Here is a 19,375-nt window from a genome sequence, read left to right on the forward strand (position 1 = left end):
CGTCGTGCCGACCCGGCCCGTCGTCTGTGCTCGATCAGCTGACGGAGCAGCTCACCGTGGTCGAGGAGCTCGGTGCGGTGCCGCTGCCCACGAAGCCGTAGGTGGTGGACGCCCCGGAGCCGAGCAGCCCGTTCCAGGCGGCGTTGGACACCGTCACCGTCGAGCCGGACTGCGAGTACGTGCCGGACCAGCCGCTCGGGACCGCACCACCCGAGGGCAGGGCGAAGGAGGTCTTCCAGCCGCTGATCATCGCGCTGCCAGCCTTGACGGTCACGGCGGCCTGGTAGCCCCCGGGCCAGGTGTTGCTCACGACGAGGGCCGCGGTGCACGACGTCGACGGCGGCGGCGGGGTGGTCGGCGCGGGCGTCGTGGGTGCGGGGGTGGTGGGTGCCGGGGTCGTCGGCGCGGGCGTGGTGGGCGCGGGCGTGGTGGGCGCGGGCGTCGTGGGTGCCGGCGTGGTCGGCTGGACGCCGCCGTAGATCTTCGCGGTCACGGCCGTGGACGTGATGCCGTCGGTGCCGTTGACGATGCGCGTGCCCCACGGGGTGAGCTGCGACGGGTTGAAGCCGGTCACCATGTCGAGGTACTCGACACCGCCGCCGTTGCCCGACCAGGACCAGCCGTAGTAGCCGAGGCCACGCTTGGAGGCCTCGGACATGATCGTGTCCTCGTCCGGGTCGCCGTCGGAGTGCATGTTCCCGAACTCGCCGATGACGAGCGGCAGGCCCTTGGCCTTGAACGCATCGAGGTAGCTGGTGATGGTCGAGGCGTTGTTGTAGACGCCGTACATGTGGACCGAGAACAGGACGTTCTTGTCCGGGTCGGACGCGGCGACCGTGGCGGCGTTGTCGCGCATGATCCCGGCCCAGTCCTGACCCCACGACGGGGCGTCGATCACGATGTTGTGGTGCAGGCCGGCGTTGCGCAGCTTCTGGATGGCGGCGGAGCTGGCGGAGGCCCAGGTGGCGTTGGTCGTCGCGTTGTTGCCGAACGGCTCGTTGCCGATGTTGATCTGGATGTAGTCCTCCTGGCCCTGCAACGCCGAGGCGATGCTCACCCAGTAGTTCGCGGCGGTGTCGAGCGTGACCGCACCGCTCTGCTCGCCGTAGCCGGTGGTGTCGTGGTTCTCGAGCATGCAGATCAGCTTGTTGGCCTTGCACTGGGCGATGATCCCGGCGACGTCGCTCGCGTCGTTCTTGGTCCACCGGTCGCCACCAGAGAGGACCACGCGCAGGGCGTTGGCGCCGGCCGCGCGGATCGCCGGGATCGAGGTCGCGGTCTGGGACGTGTACCAGGTGTGCGCGTGGCTGACGCCGCGGGCGACGAACGGGGTGCCGTCCTTCTCGACGAGCTGGGTGCCGGAGATGTGCAGACCGGGGGGCGTCGCGGCCTGCGCGGCTGTGGAGATCAGCGACGTCGCGCCGAGCGCGACGACGGCGGCAGCCAGGGCGGCGCCGGACAGCAGGGATCTACGAGACCTCATGGGACTACCTCGTTCCTGGGGCATCGGGCGGGCCGCGGGCAGGAGGCGGCCTCGAGGGGTTTCACGTGTGTGGATGCACCCACCCGCCGTTCCGCCGGCCGGTCGACGGGCGGGTGCGTGGTCACACAACCAGGTCAGGCAGGCGCTCTCCACGGCCCGAAACGCTTCACACCGAAGGCGAGCCGTGGGGCGGGCCCGGGGTGGCGGACCGGGCAGACTGTGCGGATGACAGGGAGCAGCGTCCGGGGACCGCGTACGACGGGGGCGTCGTCGATCGAGGAGCAGCGCAGGCGGGGCCGGGTCCGCGAGATCGCCTCGCGTGCGACGCTGATCCTGGCTGTGCTGAGCCTGCTGTCGGCCACGATCCCCCCGCTCTGGCCGCGGATGGGCCTGGTCCGCGACCTCGTCCCGGAGCTCGTGGTGCACACCGCGCGGCCGGCCCTCGCGCTGGTCTCGGTGGTCCTCCTGCTCACGGCTCGAGGTCTGCGGCGCGGCAACCGGCTCGCGTGGCTGGGCACCCTGGCGGCGCTGGCCGTCTCGGTGGTCATCCACCTGGCCAAGGGTCCGGACGTCCTTCCTGCCCTGGTCATCGCCGTCGGCATCGTGTGGCTCGGCGCGCAGGCGGACGCCTTCCCGGTGCTGCCGACGCGGCGCGCTGTCCGGTTGGCGATCGTCTCGACCGTCCTCGCCGTCGCGTTCGTCGTCGTGCTCGTCGTCGGGATGATCGTCTGGGCGATCGCCACGGACGCGTCCGCGGAGCAGATCGAGCGACTCGGGCGGATCGTGGTGCCCGTCACGTACGCGCTGGCTGTGTGCTTCGTCGCGGCCCTGCTCTGGACCCTGCTCTCGCCGCGTCGACCTCGCCGGCTCAGCCCCGCGGACCACCGCGACGAGCGCGAGCGAGCCCGGCTCATGGTGCAGCGGTACGGCAGCGGCACGCTCGACTACTTCGCGCTGCGGGACGACAAGGACTGGTTCTTCACCGGCTCGTGCGTGGTCGCCCACTCGGTGCGTGGGGGAGTGTGCCTGGTGTCCCCGGACCCCATCGGACCGCCGGAGGAGCTCGGGCTCGCCTGGGCGGAGTTCCTCGACTTCGCCGACAACTTCGGCTGGTCGGTCGCCGTCATCGGCGCGGCGGCGGACCGGCTCCCGGACTACGAGGCGAGCGGCCTGCGCACGGTGTACCTGGGCGACGAGGCCATCGTCGACTGCCCGACGTTCAGCCTGGAGGGCCGGGCCCACAAGTCGCTGCGGCAGGCGGTCAACCGCGTGGAGCGCGCGGGCTACTCGACGACCTTCCACGACCCGGCGACCATCGAACCCGAGCTGCGCGCGCGGATCGAGGAGATGAGCGAGGAGTCGCGGCACGGCGAGACGGAGCGCGGGTTCTCGATGACGCTGTCGCGCCTGTTCCAACCGGAGGACACCGGTCTCATGCTCTCGGTCACGCGCGACCCCGCGGGACGCGTCGACGCGTTCTGCCAGTGGGTGCCGGCGACCGCGATCGGCGGCTGGTCCCTCGACGTCATGCGGCGGCGCACCGACACCGAAGGCCTGCCCAACGGGCTCATCGACTCCACCATCGTCGCGACCATCGCCCACCTCGCCGGCACCGGGCAGCGCGGGCTCGGCCTCAACTTCGCGATGATGCGCGAGGTCCTCGAGGGCGACCCCGCGGAGAGCTCACGGATGGAGGCGCTGACCCGGCCGATCCTCCAGCGCCTCTCGCAGGGCACCCAGATGGGGACGCTCAGCACGTTCAACGAGAAGTTCGACCCCGGCTGGGTGCCGCGCTACGTCGTGCTCGACTCGGTCGAACTCGTCGCGACGCAGGCGCTCGTGCTCGCCGGCGCGGAAGGGGTGACGGAGATCCCGGTGATCGGGCGGTTCCTCGGGAACATCGGAGCGGCGTCGTGACCCTCTCGCTCCTGTGCGCGATCGGGTCCGCGCTGGCCTACGGTGCGAGCACCCTCATGCAGGCGGTCGCGACGCGCCGGACGCAGGGGCTGGCCGCCGTGCTGACGCCCCTGGTCATCGGTGCGTTCGTGGTCGACGGCCTCGGGTTCGTGCTCTCGATCCTTGCGCTGGACACCCTGCCGCTGTTCGTCGTGCAGTCGATCATGGCGTCGATGCTCGTGGTCGTCGTCATCGGGGCCCGGTTCATCCTGCACGCGCGCATGCGCCGCCTGGACGTGGCGGCGGTCGTCGTCGTCATCGTCGCGCTCGTGCTCATCGCTCTCGGCTCCGGCGAGCAGCCGGCGGTCGCGCCTCCGGCGTCGTTCGAGCGGGCGATGCTCGTCGCGACCGGCGTGCTCGTCGTCGTGGCCGTCGCGTCCTACCGGTCCGGACCCGGCTGGCTGCTGGCGGTGACCGCCGGCCTCGGCTTCTCGGCAGCAGCGGTCGCGGCGCGCGCGTCGCACCACCTCGACGGGTTCTGGGCGGCGATCTGGCAGCCGATGACGATCTGCATCGTGGTCGGCGGGATCATCGGCGCGCTCTGCTACCTGCGGGCCCTGGAGCGGCTGGCAGTCGGCCCGAGCGCGGCGATCCTCTCCGTGGTCGAGGTCGTCGTGCCCGGCGCCGTCGGCGTGCTGGTCCTCGGGGACACCGTCGCGAACGGGATGCTCCCGGGCGTGCTGCTCGGGCTCGTGCTGGCGGTCAGCGGGTGCGTGGTGCTCGCGATGAGCCCCGCCACCGAGGCGGCCGAGGGAGAGCCGGCTCCGAGCACGGAGCCGGCTCCCGCGTAGGGTCCGAGCCTCAGTCCTCCTGCTTGGCGCCGGGGGCGGACAGGCCTTGGGCGATCAGGTCCATGACCGAGGAGTCCGCGAGCGTCGTCGCGTCGCCGACCTGACGGTGCTCGGCGACGTCCCGCAGCAGGCGGCGCATGATCTTGCCGGACCGCGTCTTGGGCAGCTCCGCGACGACGAGGATCTGCCGCGGCTTCGCGATCGGGCCGATCTCCTTGGCGACGTGGTTGCGCAGCTCGGTCTGGACCGCGTCGGCGTCCTGGTCGCCGCCCCCGGCGTCCCCGCGCAGGATGACGAACGCGACGACCGCCTGGCCGGTGGTCTCGTCGGCCGCACCGACGACGGCCGCCTCCGCGACCCAGGGGTGCGACACCAGGGCGGACTCGATCTCCGTGGTGGACAGCCGGTGGCCCGACACGTTCATCACGTCGTCCACACGCCCGAGCAGCCAGATGTCGCCGTCGGCGTCCTTCTTGGCGCCGTCGCCCGCGAAGTAGAGGCCCTGGAACCGGGACCAGTACGTGTCGACGTAGCGGTCCGGGTCGCCCCAGATGCCGCGCAGCATCGCCGGCCACGGCTCGGTGAGCACCAGGTAGCCGCCACCGCCGTCGGGGACGGGGTGCGCTTCGTCGTCGACGACGTCCGCCGCGATCCCGGGCAGTGGCACCTGCGCCGAACCCGGCTTGGCCTCCGTGACCCCCGGCAACGGGCTGATCATGATGGCGCCGGTCTCGGTCTGCCACCACGTGTCGACGATGGGCGTGCGGTCGGCGCCGATGACTCGGCGGTACCACATCCACGCCTCGGGGTTGATGGGCTCGCCCACCGACCCGAGCACCCGCAGGCTGGACAGGTCGAACTTCCCGGGGATCTCCTCGCCCCACTTCATGCAGGTGCGGATGGCGGTCGGGGCGGTGTAGAGGATCGAGACCTTGTACTTCTCGATGATCTCCCACCAGCGGCCGCGGTGCGGGGTGTCGGGCGTGCCCTCGTAGATGACCTGCGTCGCGCCGTTGATCAGCGGTCCGTAGACGACGTAGGTGTGCCCGGTGATCCAGCCGACGTCCGCCGTGCACCAGTAGACGTCCGTCTCGGGCTTGAGGTCGAAGACGTTGCGGTGCGTGTACGCCGCCTGCGTCAGGTAGCCGCCGGTGGTGTGGAAGATGCCTTTCGGCTTCCCCGTGGTGCCCGACGTGTAGAGGATGAACAGCGGGTGCTCGGCCTCGACCGCGACCGGCGTGTGCTGGTCGCTGGCGGTGTCCACGACGTCGGACCACCAGACGTCGACCTCGTCGTTCCAGGCAACGTCCTGTCCGGTGCGCTTCACGACGAGCACGTGCTGGACCGACGGGGTGCCCTTGGTCAGGGCCTCGTCGACGGCCGGCTTCAGCGCGCTGGCCGACCCGCGGCGGTACCCACCGTCCGCGGTGACGACGAGCGTGGCCTCGGCGTCGTTGATCCGGGTGCTCAGCGCCTCGGCGGAGAACCCGCCGAACACGACGGAGTGCGGGGCGCCGATGCGGGCGCACGCGAGCATGGTGATGACGGCCTCGGGGATGAGCGGCAGGTAGATGGCGACGCGATCACCCGTGCGCACGCCCAGCTCGGTGAACGCGTTCGCGGCCTTGGACACCTCCCGCTGCAGGTCCGCGTAGGTGACCGTGCGGGTGTCGCCACCCTCGCCCTCGAAGTGCAGGGCGACCCGGTCGCCGTTGCCCGCCTCGACGTGCCGGTCCACGGCGTTGTACGCCGCGTTGAGCGTGCCGTCGGCGAACCAGCGTGCGAACGGCGCCTTCGACCAGTCGAGGACCTCCTCGAACGGCTTCTCCCAGCTCAGCAGCTCACGGGCCTGCTCCGCCCAGAAGCTGGGCCGGTCCGCGTTGGCCCACGCGTACAGCCCGTGCTGCGCGTTGGCCTCGGCAGTGAACTCAGGACTCGGCGGGAACCGGCGGTCCTCCGTGAGCAAGTTCTCCAGACCGGGCTCGTGAGTCTCGGGCGTGGTGTCGGTCACGTGGACCACCCTCCTGTGCAGCGCCGTCGATGCAGGTGGACCAGGGGTCCGGAACCGCACTCTAGCCGGACCCCCGGCGCTCTACATGCTCCTGCGCGGGTCAGATGCGGTGGCGCTCGCGGAACTCGCCGAGCCGGGCTCCGCGACGACGTGCGACGCCTGCCACGATGCCCGCGAGCAGCAGCAGGAATCCGGCCGCGAGGACCATCCCCGACGTCCCCGCGACGGTCACCTGCGTGACCGTGAGGCGCCAGCCCGACGACGAGAGGACGTTGAGCGTCTGCTCGCGCGCCAACGACGGCACGTAGAGGTACACGATTCCCGCGAGGGTCAGGATCGCGCCGCCCGTGATGGGGACCGCCGGCGTCCAGAGAGCCAGCAGGAGAACGCACCCGAGCAGCAGCAGGCCGAGAGTCACCAGCACGATGCCGAGCACCTCGGTGGACGCGTCCCAGCCGTCGACCTGCGCCTGCAGGATCCGGGACTCGCCCAGCAGCAGCACCGCGACACCGATCGGCGCCAGGATGAGCCCCACGATGACGCCCAGGATGTGTGATCCGAGCGAGGTGCTCCGCGGGGCGTTCGGGTCCGGGAAGAGCCGGTCGTCGTCCTCCGCGGCGGGGGCTGGAGTCATCGCCTCCATGGGGGCCAGCGCGGGGGCCACCGGGGGAGCGGTCGCCGGAGGAGCGGTCACCGGCGTGGCGGTCTCCGGTGTGGCGGCGACGGGTTCGGCGACCGGTGCGGGTGACGCCTGGTCGTGGTCCTCAGGCGGTGTCGTCGGCGTGGAACGGACCGGGTCCGGAGGCGTCTCGACCGGTGCGGCGGCGACCGTGGCCGGCTCGTCCGGCGGTGTGGGGGCCGGACGGACGACCGCGTGCCGGCCGGTGTCCGCGCTGGGCTCGCCCGCGGCGGTCGTCCGGTCCGCGGCGGGCACGGTGCTGGTGCCCGCGGTCGTGCTCGCGGGCAGCTCGGCGTCGGTCGTGCCGGCGACGGGCTCGGTGGGCGTCTCCGGCGTGCTCGGCGGCAGCGGGTCGAGGGTCTCGACGGTCGGGGCGACCGTGTGGGCGGGGGAGTCGTCGACGGCCGGGGTCGTCTCCTCGATGGAGGAGGTGCTCTCGTCGGCGGGCGTCTCGTCCGGTCCGTCGGTCGCGCCGCCGGGACGGTGCGGGTCGGACGTGCTCATGCGTGCTCCTCGAAGCTGGCGACATCGGGCGGCATCGGATGACGCCGCTCTTGCGAGTCACCGTATTGCCAGCAGCTCCCGGTCGCTGTGCAGCGCGCCCGAGCCGGCCTCGGCCGCGTTCGCGACCACCGGTACCCGGCGGGTCCCGTACGCGTACGCGGCCCCGACGAGGAGCGCGCCCCCGATCAGGTTGCCGAGGCCGACGAGCGCGAGGTTCCGCGCCATCTCGACGAGGTCGGCACCCGGCAGGCCGCCGTAGAGGCCGAGCGCGAACGTCGTCATGTTGGCGACGACGTGCTCGAAGCCGGAGGTGATGAACACCATGACGCACCCGAAGACCACGACGAGCCGCGCACCCTCGCTGCGCAGCCGGGCCGCGCTCCAGACGGCCAGGCAGACGAGCAGGTTGCACAGGATCCCGCGGACCAGCAGCTGCATCGACGTCGCCTGGGCCTTGTGCTCGATCATCCCCGCCAGGACGGTTCCCCCGGGTGTGTCGGGGGCGAGGACGCCGGAGGCGTGCACGAGGAAGGCGAAGAGCAGTGCACCCACGAGGTTGCCGGCCAGACAGGCCAGGAGCGTCACGGCGGCACGCGCCCAGCTGACCGCGCCGCGCAGCGCGCCCTGGGTGAGGATCATCATCGCGGACGTGGCCAGCTCCGCCCCGGCGACCAGGACGACGGTCAGCGCCACCCCGAACACCAGGCCCTGGACCAGCGGCGTGAACGGCGACCCCGCCACGGCGAGCGGGCCGCCGGCGGTGGCCATGATGAGCACGCCGATGCCGATGTAGGCGCCGGCCAGCATGGTGCGCACCAGGAACAGCTTGGGTGTCCTCAGGAGGTCCACCTTGTGGCGGGCGGCGGCCGCCTGGGCGTCGACGGTGTCGGAGATGCTCAGCACCCGACCATCCTCGCGGCGCGCGACGGGGACGTGGAGGGCCGAAAGACCCAGGGAATCCCCGACGCCCCCTCGCGGTTGCGACCGCACGTGACTCTTCTCTTCTCGCCGCTGACCATGCGCGGCACCACATTCACCAACCGCGCCTGGCTGGCGCCCATGTGCCAGTACTCGGCGGTGGACGGCAGCCCGACCGACTGGCACCTGGTCCACCTCGGCGCACGGGCGGCCGGCGGGTTCGGGCTGCTGCTCGCGGAAGCCACGGCGGTGGTCCCCGAGGGACGGATCTCGCCGGAGGACACCGGGCTGTGGCACGACCGGCACATCGCGGAGTGGCGTCGCATCACCGACTTCGTGCACGAGCGCGGGACGCTCGTCGGCGTGCAGCTGGCGCACGCGGGCCGCAAGGCGTCGACGTTCGCCCCGTTCGCCGCCGAGCGTGGCTCCGTCCCGAGGGACCAGGGCGGCTGGACGACCGTCGGCCCGTCGGCCACGGCGTTCCCCGGCCTCGCGACGCCACACGCGCTGACCCTCGAGGAGATCGCGGGCATCCCTGCGGCGTTCGCGGCAGCCGCGCGCCGCGCCGACGATGCCGGGTTCGACGTCGTCGAGCTGCACGCCGCCCACGGCTATCTGCTGCACCAGTTCCTCTCGCCGCTGTCCAACGAGCGGGATGACGAGTACGGCGGCTCGCTGGAGAACCGCGCGCGGCTGCTCGTCGAGACGACCGACGCCGTCCGCGCCGCGTGGCCCGACCACAAGCCCCTGTTCGTCCGGCTGTCCGCGACCGACTGGGTCGAGGGCGGGCTCACGGTCGAGGAGGTCGCGCAGGTGGCGAAGGAGCTGGGCGGCCACGGCGTCGACCTGGTCGACGTCTCGACCGGCGGCAACGCGCCCGCGGACATCCCCGTCGGCCCGGGCTACCAGGTGCCGGCCGCCCGCGAGGTGCGCGAGACGTCCGGGATCCCCGTCGCCGCCGTGGGCCTGCTGACCGACCCCGCCCAGGCGGAGGGGGTGCTGGCCGACGGGTCCGCCGACGCGATCCTGCTGGGCCGCGAGGGCCTGCGCGACCCGTTCTGGCCGCTGCGCGCCGCGCACGAGCTGGGCGTGGCTGACGACGCGGCGTGGCAGCCGCAGTACGAGCGAGCCACCTGGGCCTAGAGGTTCAGCCCTCGCGCGAGCGGGACACCCGGGCGGTAGGCGAGGTGGCGGTGGGTCGGCGCGTCCAGCACCGCCAGGTCCGCCCGGGCGCCGAGGCGCAGGTGGCCGACGTCGTCGCGGCGCAGCGCGTGGGCGCCGCCGAGCGTGGCCGCCCGCAGCGCCTCGGCGACCGTCATCCGCATCTCTCGGACGGCGAGCGCGATCATCAGCGGCATCGACGTGGAGAAGCAGGTGCCGGGGTTGCAGTCGCTCGCCACGGCCACCTCGACCCCGGCGTCCAGCAGGCGGTGGGCGTCCGGGTACGGGGAGCGCGTGGAGAACTCGACGCCCGGCAGCAGGGTGGCGACCGTGCCCGATCCGGCCAGGGCGTCGACGTCGGCGTCGGTCAGGTAGGTGCAGTGGTCGACGCTCCCGGCGCCCAGCTCGACGGCGAGCTGCACCCCCGGTCCGGGGCCGAGCTGGTTGCCGTGCACGCGCAGGCCCAGGCCTGCCGCCTGTGCCGCGACGAGCACCTCGCGTGCCTCGTCGCCGTCGAACGCGACCGGGCTGGCGGGCTCGCAGAAGACGTCGGCCCAGCGGGCGTGGGGCGCGCAGGCTGCGAGCATCGGACCGGTCACCAGCGCGAGGTAGGCGGCGCGGTCGATCCCGGGTGGGACGACGTGCGCGCCGAGGAACGTGGTCTCCGTCGTGACCTCGCGGGCCAGGCGGAGCAGGCGTTCCTCGGTGTCGACGTCGAGGCCGTAGCCGCTCTTGATCTCGATCGTCGTCGTGCCCTGGGCGCGCGCCTCGGCCACCAGGGCAGCGAGGCGTCGTCGGAGGTCGTCGTCGGAGGCCGCCCGCGTCGCCGCGACCGTCGTCGCGATGCCACCGCCCGTGTAGAGGGTGCCGGCCATCCGAGCCTCGAACTCGGCGGACCGGTCACCGGCGAAGACCAGGTGCGTGTGGGAGTCCACGAAGCCGGGGACCACCGCGGCGCCGGCGAGGTCGGTGCGGGTGTCGGCGGCGGGCTGCTCCGACGACGGCCCCACCCAGACGACGACGCCGTCCTGCGCGACCAGTGCCGCATCGAGGAGCGGCCCGTCGAACCGCGGGTCGTGGGTGACCAGCTCGCCGATGCCGGTGACCAGGCGCGACGTCATCGGCCCTCCTCCCAGGCGGCGCGGATCGCGGTCTCCAGCATCGCGCCCACGTCGCCCAGCACGTGCCGGCCGCCCTCGACCCGCACGACTCCGCCGACCACGACGGTGTCGACGTCGCCGCTGCCCGCGACCAGCACCAGCTGCGCGGGGTCGGCGCCGGCGGTTCGCGGGGTGTCGGCACGGACGGCGACCAGGTCGGCGCGGGCGCCCACCGCGAGACGGCCACCCGTCGGGTCGCCCAGGCTGGCGTGACCGCCGGAGGTGAGGAGATCGACCAGCTGGGCCGGGGTGAACGCGCCCCGGGACTCGCCCGCCAGCCGCTCGTGCATCTCGACCGAGCAGGCCTCCGCGAGCAGGTCGGTGCGGACGTGCTGGTCGCTGCCGACGCTCAGGCGGGCACCCGCCGCGTGCAGGAGGCCGCCGGGTGCGATCCCGTCGCCGAGGTCCTGCTCGGTGGACGGGCACAGGCACACGCCGGTCCGCGTCGAGCCGAGGATCGCCACGTCCTCCGGGGTGAGGTGGACCGCGTGCACGGCCGTGGTGTCGGGACCGAGCGCGCCCGCGTCCTCCAGGACCCGCGTCGGGGTGACACCGAACGTGGCCAGCGACTGCTCGTTCTCCACGCGCTGCTCGGACAGGTGGACGTGCAGCGGTCGGCCGGTGGCGTGCGCGGTGACGACCGGGATCGCGTCGAGCGGCACCGCGCGGACCGAGTGGATAGCGGCGCCGACCGTCAAGGTCTCGTCGGGGCGGATCGCGGCGACCCGGGAGGCCCAGGCGTCGACGTCGTGGTCGCCGAACCGGCGCTGGGCACCCTCGAGCGGGGCGTCGATGCCACCCGTGAGGTACGCGGTGTCCAGCAACGTCAGACGCAGGCCCGCGTCGTGCGCGGCGGTGCGCAGGGCCTCGGCCATGACGTTCGGGTCGTCGTAGGGGCTGCCGCCCGGGGCGTGGTGCAGGTAGTGGAACTCGCCGACCACCGTGACGCCCGCCAGCACCATCTCGGCGTAGGTGGCACGCGCCAGGTCCAGATAGGTGTCCGGGGTCAGGGTCTCGGCCAGCGCGTACATGCGCTCCCGCCACGTCCAGAACGTCCCGCCGCCGTCGTGCGTGCGTCCGCGCAGCGCCCGGTGGAAGGCGTGGGAGTGCGTGTTGGCGAAGCCGGGCAGGACGACGCCGGGCAGGCGGTGGTCTGTTCCGGCGGCGGGCACCGCCGTCGTGATGCTCGCGATGCGGCCGTCGGCGGTGGCGATGCGGACGTCCTGCACCAGCCCGTCCGGCAGCCAGGCGTGCGCGGCCCAGTACGTCGTCATGCCAGCAGCCGTTCCAGCACCGCGGCCAGCGCGTCGATGCCCGCCAGGCAGTCCGCCTCGTCGGCGTCCTCCGCGGGAGCGTGCGAGATGCCGGACGGGTTGCGGACGAACAGCATCGCCGTCGGGATGCCCGCGGCGGCGAGGATCCCGGCGTCGTGCCCGGCGCCCGTGCCGAGGCGGGGCGGGTCGTGCAGGGCACCGGCGACGACGTCCGCCAGGTCGGCGTCGAGGACGGTGACCGGGGTCCAGGACTCCTCGGTCGGGGCGTACTCCTGGAGAGCAGCGAGCACCGCGCGGACCGCCGACTCGTCCTCCGCGCGGACGTCCAGCCAGGCCGTGACCTGCGACGGGATCGCGTTGACGCCGTTCGGGTGCACGTGCAGCTTGCCGACCGTTGCCAGTGCCCCGGCCTCGTCGGCCGCTCGCCGGACGTGCGCGATGAACGCCGCGAGGTCGAGCATCGGGTCGCGGCGGTCGGCCAACGGGGTGGTGCCCGCGTGGTTGGCCTGGCCGCGCAGCTCGACGCGCCAGCGGCCGTGCGGCCAGATCATCCGGCCGACGCCCACCCGGTCGCCCGTGTGCACCAGGCCGCGGCCCTGCTCGACGTGCATCTCGACGAAGGACGCGATGCGGCGGAGGGTTTCGGGGTCCTTGCCCAAAGACCGGGGGTCGCGGCCCGCTGTGCTCAGGGCGTCAGCCATGGTGATCCCGTCGGCGTCGCGGAGGCGCCGTGCCTTGTCGGCGTCGAGTGCGCCGGTGATCAGGCGGGAACCGGCGCACGCCACCCCGAACCGGGCGCCCTCCTCGTCGACGAAGTTCGCGATGCCGAGCGGCCTTCTCGGAGAGACGCCCTTCGCGCGGAGCGCGTCCAGCGCCGCGAACCCGCTGACCACGCCGAGCGGCCCGTCGAACGCGCCGCCGCCCGGCACCGAGTCCAGGTGGCTCCCCGTGACGACGCCGGGGGTGTCGTCCGGGTCGCCCCACCAGGCCCACTGGTTGCCCGCGCGGTCCGTCGTCAGAGCGAGCCCGCGCGCCGTTGCCTCACCGGCGAACCACTCGCGCAGCACGTGGTCCTCGCGCGTCCACGCGAACCGGCGGTAGCCGCCGTCGGTGGCACGGCCGACGGGTGCGAGGTCGTCCCACGCTCGTCGGAACGTGCCCGCGGTCCGGGCCGCGACGTCGGTGCGCTCGGAGGAGGTCACGCGCGGTCCTCGCGCATCGGAACCCGGAGCCCGTGGGCCGCCGCGACCTCGTCGGCCCGCGAGTAGCCGGCGTCCACGTGCCGCAGCACGCCCATGCCCGGGTCGTTGGACAGCACGCGCGCGAGCTTGCGGGCCGCGAGCTCGGTGCCGTCGGCGACGGACACCTGCCCGGCGTGGATCGAGCGGCCCATGCCGACACCCCCGCCATGGTGGATCGACACCCACGTGGCCCCCGACGACGCCGCGACCAGCGCGTTCAGCAGTGGCCAGTCGGCGATCGCGTCGGACCCGTCGGCCATGCCCTCCGTCTCCCGGTACGGCGACGCGACCGAGCCGGCGTCGAGGTGGTCGCGCCCGATGACGAGCGGGGCGGTCACCTCGCCGGACCCGACGAGCTCGTTGAACCGCAGCCCCGCGCGGTCGCGGTCGCCGTGCCCGAGCCAGCAGATGCGCGCGGGCAGCCCCTGGAACGCGACCCGGTCCTGGGCCGCGCGGATCCAGCGGTGCAGGTGGTCGTCGTCGGGGAACAGGTCGAGGACGGCCTGGTCGGTGACGGCGATGTCGCGCGGGTCTCCCGACAGGGCGGCCCACCGGAACGGGCCCTTGCCCTCGGCGAACAGCGGGCGGATGTAGGCGGGGACGAAGCCGGGGAAGTCGAACGCCCGCTCGTAGCCGCCCTGACGGGCCTCGTCGCGGATCGAGTTGCCGTAGTCGAACACCTCGGCGCCCGCGTCGAGGAACCCGACCATCGCCTCGACGTGCCGGGCCATGGACTCGCGCGCGCGGTCGGTGAACTCCTCGGGCTTCGCGGCGGCGTACGACGCCCAGTCGGCCACGTCGACGCCGACCGGCAGGTAGGACAGCGGGTCGTGCGCGGAGGTCTGGTCGGTGACGACGTCGACCTCGACGCCCCGGCGCAGGAGTTCGGGCAGCACGGTCGCGCAGTTGCCGACCACGCCGACGGAGAGCGCGCGCTGGTCCCCGCGGGCCTCGGTGACCAGGGCGATCGCCTCGTCCAGGCTCGTCGCCACCCGGTCGAGGTAGCGCTCGCGGACGCGGCGGTGCAGGCGGTCGCCGTCGACGTCGACGATCAGGCACGCGCCCCCGTTGAGCGTGACCGCGAGCGGCTGAGCCCCACCCATGCCGCCGCAGCCGCCAGTCACGGTCAGGGTGCCCGCGAGCGTCCCGCCGAACCGCTTCGCGGCCACCGCGGCCAGCGTCTCGTACGTGCCCTGCAGGATCCCCTGGGTGCCGATGTAGATCCACGAGCCGGCCGTCATCTGCCCGTACATGGTCAGCCCGAGCTGCTCGAGGCGACGGAACTCGGGCCAGGTCGCCCAGTCACCGACGAGGTTCGAGTTCGCGATGAGCACGCGCGGCGCCCACTCGTGCGTCGTGAGCACCCCCACCGGCTTGCCAGACTGGACCAGCAGCGTCTCGTCGTCGCCGAGCGTGGTCAGCGTGCGGACGATCGCGTCGTACGCGTCCCACGACCGCGCCGCCTTGCCGGTGCCGCCGTAGACGACCAGGTCGTCGGGGCGCTCGGCGACCTCGGGGTCGAGGTTGTTCATGAGCATGCGCAGGGGCGCCTCGGTCTGCCAGCTGCGGGCCGTGAGCGTGGTGCCGCGCGCGGCGCGGACGGGGCGGGGACCGGCGGTCATGGGCGGGCTCCTAGGTGTGCGGCGACGTCTCCGTCACGGACGGCCTCGGCGGCGGTCTCGAGGTGGGGCGAGAGGTAGGTGTCCGGACCTGGGCCGGGGATGCCGCGCGCACGCAGCAGGTCACGCACGGCGCCGGTGACCGGGGACGGCTGCAGGGGTGCGCGCAGGTCCATCGCGCGGGCGGCGGTCAGCACCTCGATGCCGAGCACCCGGGTCAGGCCGTCGATGGCGCGACGCAGCTTGCGGGCCGCGTGCCAGCCCATCGACACGTGGTCCTCCTGCATGGCCGACGACGGGATCGAGTCGACGCTCGCCGGGACCGCCAGCCGCTTGAGCTCCGAGACCAGCCCGGCGGCCGTGTACTGCGCAATCATCAGGCCGGAGTCGACGCCGGGGTCGTGCGCGAGGAACGGGGGCAGCCCGTTGCTGCGCGCGACGTCGAGGAACCGGTCGGTGCGGCGCTCGGACATGCTCGCGACGTCCGCGACGGCGATGGCCAGGAAGTCGAGCACGTAGCCGACGGGCGCGCCGTGGAAGTTGCCGTTGGACTCCACGCGACCGTCGTCGGTGATCACGGGGTTGTCGATCGCGGAGGCCAGCTCGCGCTCGGCGACGTCCCTCGCGTGCGCCACGGTGTCGCGCGCCGCGCCGTGCACCTGTGGGGCGCACCGCAGGGAGTACGCGTCCTGCACGCGGGTGCACTCCGGCGTCTGGTGGCTCGCCATGATCCCCGAGCCGTGCAGGACGGCGCGGATGTTCGCCGCGGACACCGCCTGGCCCGGGTGCGGGCGCAGCCCCTGGAGGTCCGCGGCGAACACGGCGTCGGTGCCGAGCAGCGACTCGACGCTCATCGCGGCGGCGACGTCGGCCGTGTCCAGGAGGTTCGCCAGGTCGTGCAGCGCCAGCGCGAGCATGCCGAGCATGCCGTCGGTGCCGTTGATGAGGGCGAGGCCCTCCTTCTCGGTCAGTGTGTATACCCCCCGGGGCTGCGTCACCAGCGCACCCGTGGCGTCGCGGACCTCACCCTCGCCCATGAGCACCAGCGCGCAGTGGGCCAGCGGCGCCAGGTCGCCCGAGCAGCCGAGCGAGCCGTACTCGCGGACCACCGGCGTCAGGCCGGCGTCGAGCATCGCGGCGTACGCGCTCGCGGTCTCCGGGCGCACGCCGGTGTGGCCGGTGGCGAGCGTCGACAGGCGCAGGAGCATCAGGGCGCGGACCACCTCGCGCTCGACCTCGGGGCCGGTGCTCGCGGCGTGCGAGCGGACCAGGCTGCGCTGCAGGTCGCGGCGCCTCTCTGCCGGGATCGACAACGTGGCGAGCGCCCCGAAGCCGGTGGAGATGCCATAGTGCGGCGCCGTGTCGGCGGCGAGCTCGTCGACGACCGCGCGGCCCTTCGAGATCGCCGCGAGAGCGTCCGCCGACAGCCGGACGCCCGCTCCGTGGCGGGCCACGGCCACGACGTCCGCGATCGAGACGGGACCGGTGCCGACGACGACGGTGGCGCTCATGGTTCATGACACCGCGCGGGAACCTGCCGCGGGAGTGCCGTCGGGAGACTTCCGTCTGGTATCCCAGACACCATGAGTGCCGTCCCCGCCGCCGACGCGACCCTCCGGCTGCTGCAGCACCTCTCCCGGACCGGCCCGCTGCCCGCCGCCGCACTCGCCCTCGCGCTCGATCTGCCCCGGTCGACCACCTACCACCTGCTCACCGTGCTGACCGAGCACGGCTTCGTGGTCCACCTGCCCGAGGAGCACCGCTACGGGCTCGGCCTCAGCGCGTTCGAGCTGGGCTCCGCCTACTCCCGGCAGGCACCGCTGGCCCGGGCCGCGCGCCCGGTGCTGGCCCGGCTCGTCGACCACGTCGGGGAGAGCGCGCACCTGGCCGTCCTGCACGGGCGGGACGTCCTCTACGTCGTCGAGGAACGCGCCGCCGGTCGCCCGTCGCTGGTGACCGACGTCGGCGTCCGGCTGCCCGCGCACCTCACGGCGAGCGGGCGCGCGATCCTCGCGCACCTGCCGCCGGCGCAGGTGCGGGCGCTGTTCCCCGGCCGGGAGGCGTTCGTCGACCGCACCGGCGTGGGCCCACGACGGCTGTCCGAGCTGCGCGCGATCCTCACCGATGTCCGCCGCGTGGGCTGGGCGTCCGAGCACGGAGACGTCACCCCCGGGTTCGCGTCGGTCGCGTCGGTGGTGCGCGACCACACCGGGCACCCGATCGCCGGGCTCGCCGTCACCTTCGCCGACGGGGACGTGCCCGACGGGTTGGTCCGCGCGACCCAGCGGGCCGCGGCCGAGCTGTCCCGGCGGGTCTAGACCTCGATCGGGGTCTGCGCGGCCTTGGTCACGGCCGCCGCGACGACCGTCGTGACCTCGGGGTTGAACACGCTGGGCACGATGTAGGTCGGGTTGAGCTCGTCGTCCGTGACCACCGACGCCAGCGCGTACGCCGCCGCCAGCAGCATCGCGCTGGTGATCCGGTGCGACTGCGCGTCGAGCAGCCCGCGGAAGACGCCCGGGAACGCCAGCACGTTGTTGATCTGGTTGGCGAAGTCCGAGCGGCCCGTGCCGACGACGGCCGCGTACTGCGCCGCGTCGTCCGGGTCGACCTCGGGACGGGGGTTGGCGAGCGCGAACACGATCGCGTCCTTCGCCATCGTCGAGACGTCGTGCCCCGTGATCACGTCCGGCGCCGAGACCCCGATGAACACGTCGGCGCCCCGGATCGCGTCCGGGATGCTGCCCGAGATGCCGCGCGGGTTCGTCATCGACGCGGTCCAGAACAGGGACTCGTCGAGCCCCGGCCGGTCCGCGCGCACGACGCCCTCGATGTCCGCGACGACGACGTCCTTCGCGCCCGCCGCGAGCAGCAGCTTGAGCACCGCGGTGCCCGCCGCGCCCGCGCCCGAGAGCAGGATCCGCACCGTGGCCAGGTCCTTGCCGACGACCTTCAGCGCGTTGGTCAGCGCCGCCACCACCACGATCGCGGTGCCGTGCTGGTCGTCGTGGAACACGGGGATGTCGAGCCGTTCGCGCAGCCGACGCTCGATCTCGAAGCAGCGCGGCGCGGAGATGTCCTCCAGGTTGATCCCCGCGAACACCGGCGCGATCGCGCAGATCGTCTCCACGATCTGGTCCACGTCGGTAGTGTCCAGCGCGATGGGGAACGCGTCGATCCCCGCGAACCTCTTGAACAGCACCGCCTTGCCCTCCATGACCGGCAGGCTGGCCAGCGGACCGATGTTGCCGAGCCCGAGGACCGCGGTGCCGTCCGTGACCACCGCGATCGTGTTGCGCTTGATCGTGAGGCGACGGGCGTCCTCCGGGTGGGCCGCGATGGCCTCGCAGACCCGCGCGACGCCCGGGGTGTACGCCATCGACAGGTCGTCGCGGTTGCGCAGCGGCACCTTCGACTCGATCGACAGCTTGCCGCCGATGTGCATGAGGAACGTGCGGTCGCTGACGCGCTCGACGACCACGCCGTGCAGGCCCTTGAGGGCCTCGACGATGTCCGCGGCGTGCTGCTCGCCCCGCGTCGCGCACGTGACGTCGACCGTCATCTGCTCGTGCCCCGACGCCGTGACGTCCAGGGCGGTCACGATGCCCCCGGCCTTCTCGATCGCCGTGGTGAGCTCGCTGACGGCGGTCGGGCGGGCCTGCACCTCCAGCCGAGCCGTGATGGACGAGGAGACGCTCGGGGACACCATCCGGTCATTGTGCCGCGCTCACTAGGGTGACGGCGTGACCGACCCCCTGGCCCCGCTGCTCGATCTGCCCGGCGTCGCCGCCGCCGTCGACCGCGCCCGCGTCGCGTGCGAGGAGCTGCGCTGGCACGAGGCCTACCGACGTCGGTGGCGCGAGGTCCGGGCCGAGGCAGGTCTGCGGGCCACCAGGGCGTCGTGCGAGATCGAGGGGGCGCGCGTGCCGCTGTCGCTGGTGCGGTCTCTGGCCACGCAAGGGGGCGCCGAGCCTGTCGTCGGCGGGGCGCTGCGGGCGACCGCGCTGGTCGAGCGCTGGATGCCGGCGCTCGGCGACCGGGGTTCCGTGGCGCTCCCGCCGCTGGGACAGCTGCTCGCGCAGGTGCATGCGGCCGCGACCGGGGGCTGGCTGCCCGACGCGTCCGTCGGACGGTTGCGGTCGACCGAGCAGCCCGGTGACCTGCGGGGTCTCGGTCCGGCGGTGGTGGGCGACGAGCTGGCCGCCCGGGTCGACATGCTGGGCCGGACCGTGCGCGAGTCCGGCGCGCCGGCGCTCGTGGTCGCGGCCGTCGTGCACGGCGAGCTGCTGACCCTGCGACCCTTCGCCGCCGCGAACGGGGTGGTCGCCCGTGCGGTGGCACGGTTGCTGCTGACCGCGCGCGGGCTCGACCCGACCGGGTCGGTGGTCGCCGAGGCCGCCTGGGCCGTGGCGCTCAACCCGTACCTCGGCGCGGCTGCCGGGTTCGCGACGGGTTCGCCCGAGGGGGTCGCCGCATGGGTGCGCGCGTGCGGGCAGGCGGTCGCGGCGGGCGCGTCCGAGGCCCGCGCGATCGCGGACGGGGTGCTGGCGGGCTCGCTGGGCTCGACGTGACGCCGGC

The 19,375-nt window shown here is 73.5% G+C and carries 15 protein-coding genes; 5 read left to right on the plus strand and 10 right to left on the minus strand.

The window, feature by feature from the left end; genetic code table 11:
* Positions 1-34: 34 nt before the first annotated feature.
* Positions 35-1,483, minus strand: a complete 1,449-nt coding sequence (locus tag ASG23_RS08265; protein ID WP_056023025.1) for a cellulase family glycosylhydrolase — start codon at positions 1,481-1,483, stop codon at positions 35-37.
* A 225-nt stretch (positions 1,484-1,708) separates the two neighbouring features.
* Here ASG23_RS08265 and ASG23_RS08270 point away from each other — a divergent pair, with 225 nt between their 5' ends.
* Complete coding sequence (locus tag ASG23_RS08270) at positions 1,709-3,400, plus strand: bifunctional lysylphosphatidylglycerol flippase/synthetase MprF (RefSeq protein WP_056023028.1); 1,692 nt, start codon at positions 1,709-1,711, stop codon at positions 3,398-3,400.
* Positions 3,397-4,230, plus strand: a complete 834-nt coding sequence (locus ASG23_RS08275) for a hypothetical protein (protein WP_056023031.1) — start codon at positions 3,397-3,399, stop codon at positions 4,228-4,230. Before ASG23_RS08270 ends, ASG23_RS08275 begins: the two co-directional genes overlap by 4 nt.
* A 10-nt stretch (positions 4,231-4,240) precedes the next feature.
* Here the strand turns inward: ASG23_RS08275 and acs are convergent, their stop codons facing one another.
* From acs to ASG23_RS08290, 3 genes are all read right to left on the minus strand, one after another.
* Complete coding sequence (acs, locus tag ASG23_RS08280) at positions 4,241-6,241, minus strand: acetate--CoA ligase (protein WP_056024427.1); 2,001 nt, start codon at positions 6,239-6,241, stop codon at positions 4,241-4,243.
* A gap of 100 nt (positions 6,242-6,341) precedes the next feature.
* Positions 6,342-7,424, minus strand: coding sequence for a hypothetical protein (locus tag ASG23_RS08285; protein WP_056023034.1), 1,083 nt, complete (start codon positions 7,422-7,424; stop codon positions 6,342-6,344).
* Positions 7,425-7,481: 57 nt separating this feature from the next.
* Positions 7,482-8,327, minus strand: coding sequence for a formate/nitrite transporter family protein (locus ASG23_RS08290; protein WP_056023037.1), 846 nt, complete (start codon positions 8,325-8,327; stop codon positions 7,482-7,484).
* Positions 8,328-8,414: 87 nt separating this feature from the next.
* Between ASG23_RS08290 and ASG23_RS08295 the strand changes: the two genes are divergently transcribed.
* Positions 8,415-9,485, plus strand: coding sequence for an NADH:flavin oxidoreductase/NADH oxidase (locus ASG23_RS08295; protein WP_082516088.1), 1,071 nt, complete (start codon positions 8,415-8,417; stop codon positions 9,483-9,485).
* On the opposite strand, the gene hutI is transcribed toward ASG23_RS08295, so the two are convergent.
* Genes hutI through hutH form a run of 5 tightly spaced genes read right to left on the minus strand, consistent with a single transcriptional unit; the run spans position 9,482 to position 16,308 of the window.
* Positions 9,482-10,624, minus strand: coding sequence for an imidazolonepropionase (gene hutI, locus ASG23_RS08300; RefSeq protein ID WP_056023040.1), 1,143 nt, complete (start codon positions 10,622-10,624; stop codon positions 9,482-9,484). The two genes, ASG23_RS08295 and hutI, sit on opposite strands and share 4 nt — an antisense overlap.
* Positions 10,621-11,937, minus strand: a complete 1,317-nt coding sequence (locus ASG23_RS08305) for a formimidoylglutamate deiminase (RefSeq protein ID WP_056023043.1) — start codon at positions 11,935-11,937, stop codon at positions 10,621-10,623. The genes hutI and ASG23_RS08305 overlap by 4 nt, the downstream gene beginning before the upstream one ends.
* Positions 11,934-13,139 carry an allantoate amidohydrolase gene (locus tag ASG23_RS08310; protein ID WP_056023046.1) on the minus strand — a complete coding sequence of 402 codons (1,206 nt, stop codon included), beginning with the start codon at positions 13,137-13,139 and terminating at the stop codon, positions 11,934-11,936. The genes ASG23_RS08305 and ASG23_RS08310 overlap by 4 nt, the downstream gene beginning before the upstream one ends.
* The gene (gene hutU, locus ASG23_RS08315; protein WP_056023048.1) at positions 13,136-14,800 is read right to left on the minus strand and encodes a urocanate hydratase; all 1,665 of its coding nucleotides are present in this window, start codon (positions 14,798-14,800) and stop codon (positions 13,136-13,138) included. Before hutU ends, ASG23_RS08310 begins: the two co-directional genes overlap by 4 nt.
* Positions 14,797-16,308 carry a histidine ammonia-lyase gene (gene hutH, locus ASG23_RS08320; protein WP_056023051.1) on the minus strand — a complete coding sequence of 504 codons (1,512 nt, stop codon included), beginning with the start codon at positions 16,306-16,308 and terminating at the stop codon, positions 14,797-14,799. Before hutH ends, hutU begins: the two co-directional genes overlap by 4 nt.
* 72 nt (positions 16,309-16,380) lie before the next feature.
* On the opposite strand from hutH, the gene ASG23_RS08325 reads away from it, so the two are divergent.
* On the plus strand, positions 16,381-17,115 hold the full coding sequence (locus ASG23_RS08325; protein ID WP_056023054.1) for an IclR family transcriptional regulator: 735 nt from the start codon (positions 16,381-16,383) through the stop codon (positions 17,113-17,115).
* On the opposite strand, the gene ASG23_RS08330 is transcribed toward ASG23_RS08325, so the two are convergent.
* The gene (locus ASG23_RS08330; protein WP_056023057.1) at positions 17,112-18,506 is read right to left on the minus strand and encodes an NAD-dependent malic enzyme; all 1,395 of its coding nucleotides are present in this window, start codon (positions 18,504-18,506) and stop codon (positions 17,112-17,114) included. The two genes, ASG23_RS08325 and ASG23_RS08330, sit on opposite strands and share 4 nt — an antisense overlap.
* A gap of 34 nt (positions 18,507-18,540) precedes the next feature.
* Here ASG23_RS08330 and ASG23_RS08335 point away from each other — a divergent pair, with 34 nt between their 5' ends.
* Entirely contained in the window at positions 18,541-19,368 is an 828-nt protein-coding gene (locus tag ASG23_RS08335) for a Fic family protein (RefSeq protein WP_056023060.1), read from the plus strand.
* The last annotated feature ends 7 nt before the right edge of the window (positions 19,369-19,375 follow it).

Origin of the sequence: Cellulomonas sp. Leaf395, from assembly GCF_001424125.1 — a bacterium.
Taxonomy (GTDB): Bacteria; Actinomycetota; Actinomycetes; order Actinomycetales; family Cellulomonadaceae; genus Cellulomonas.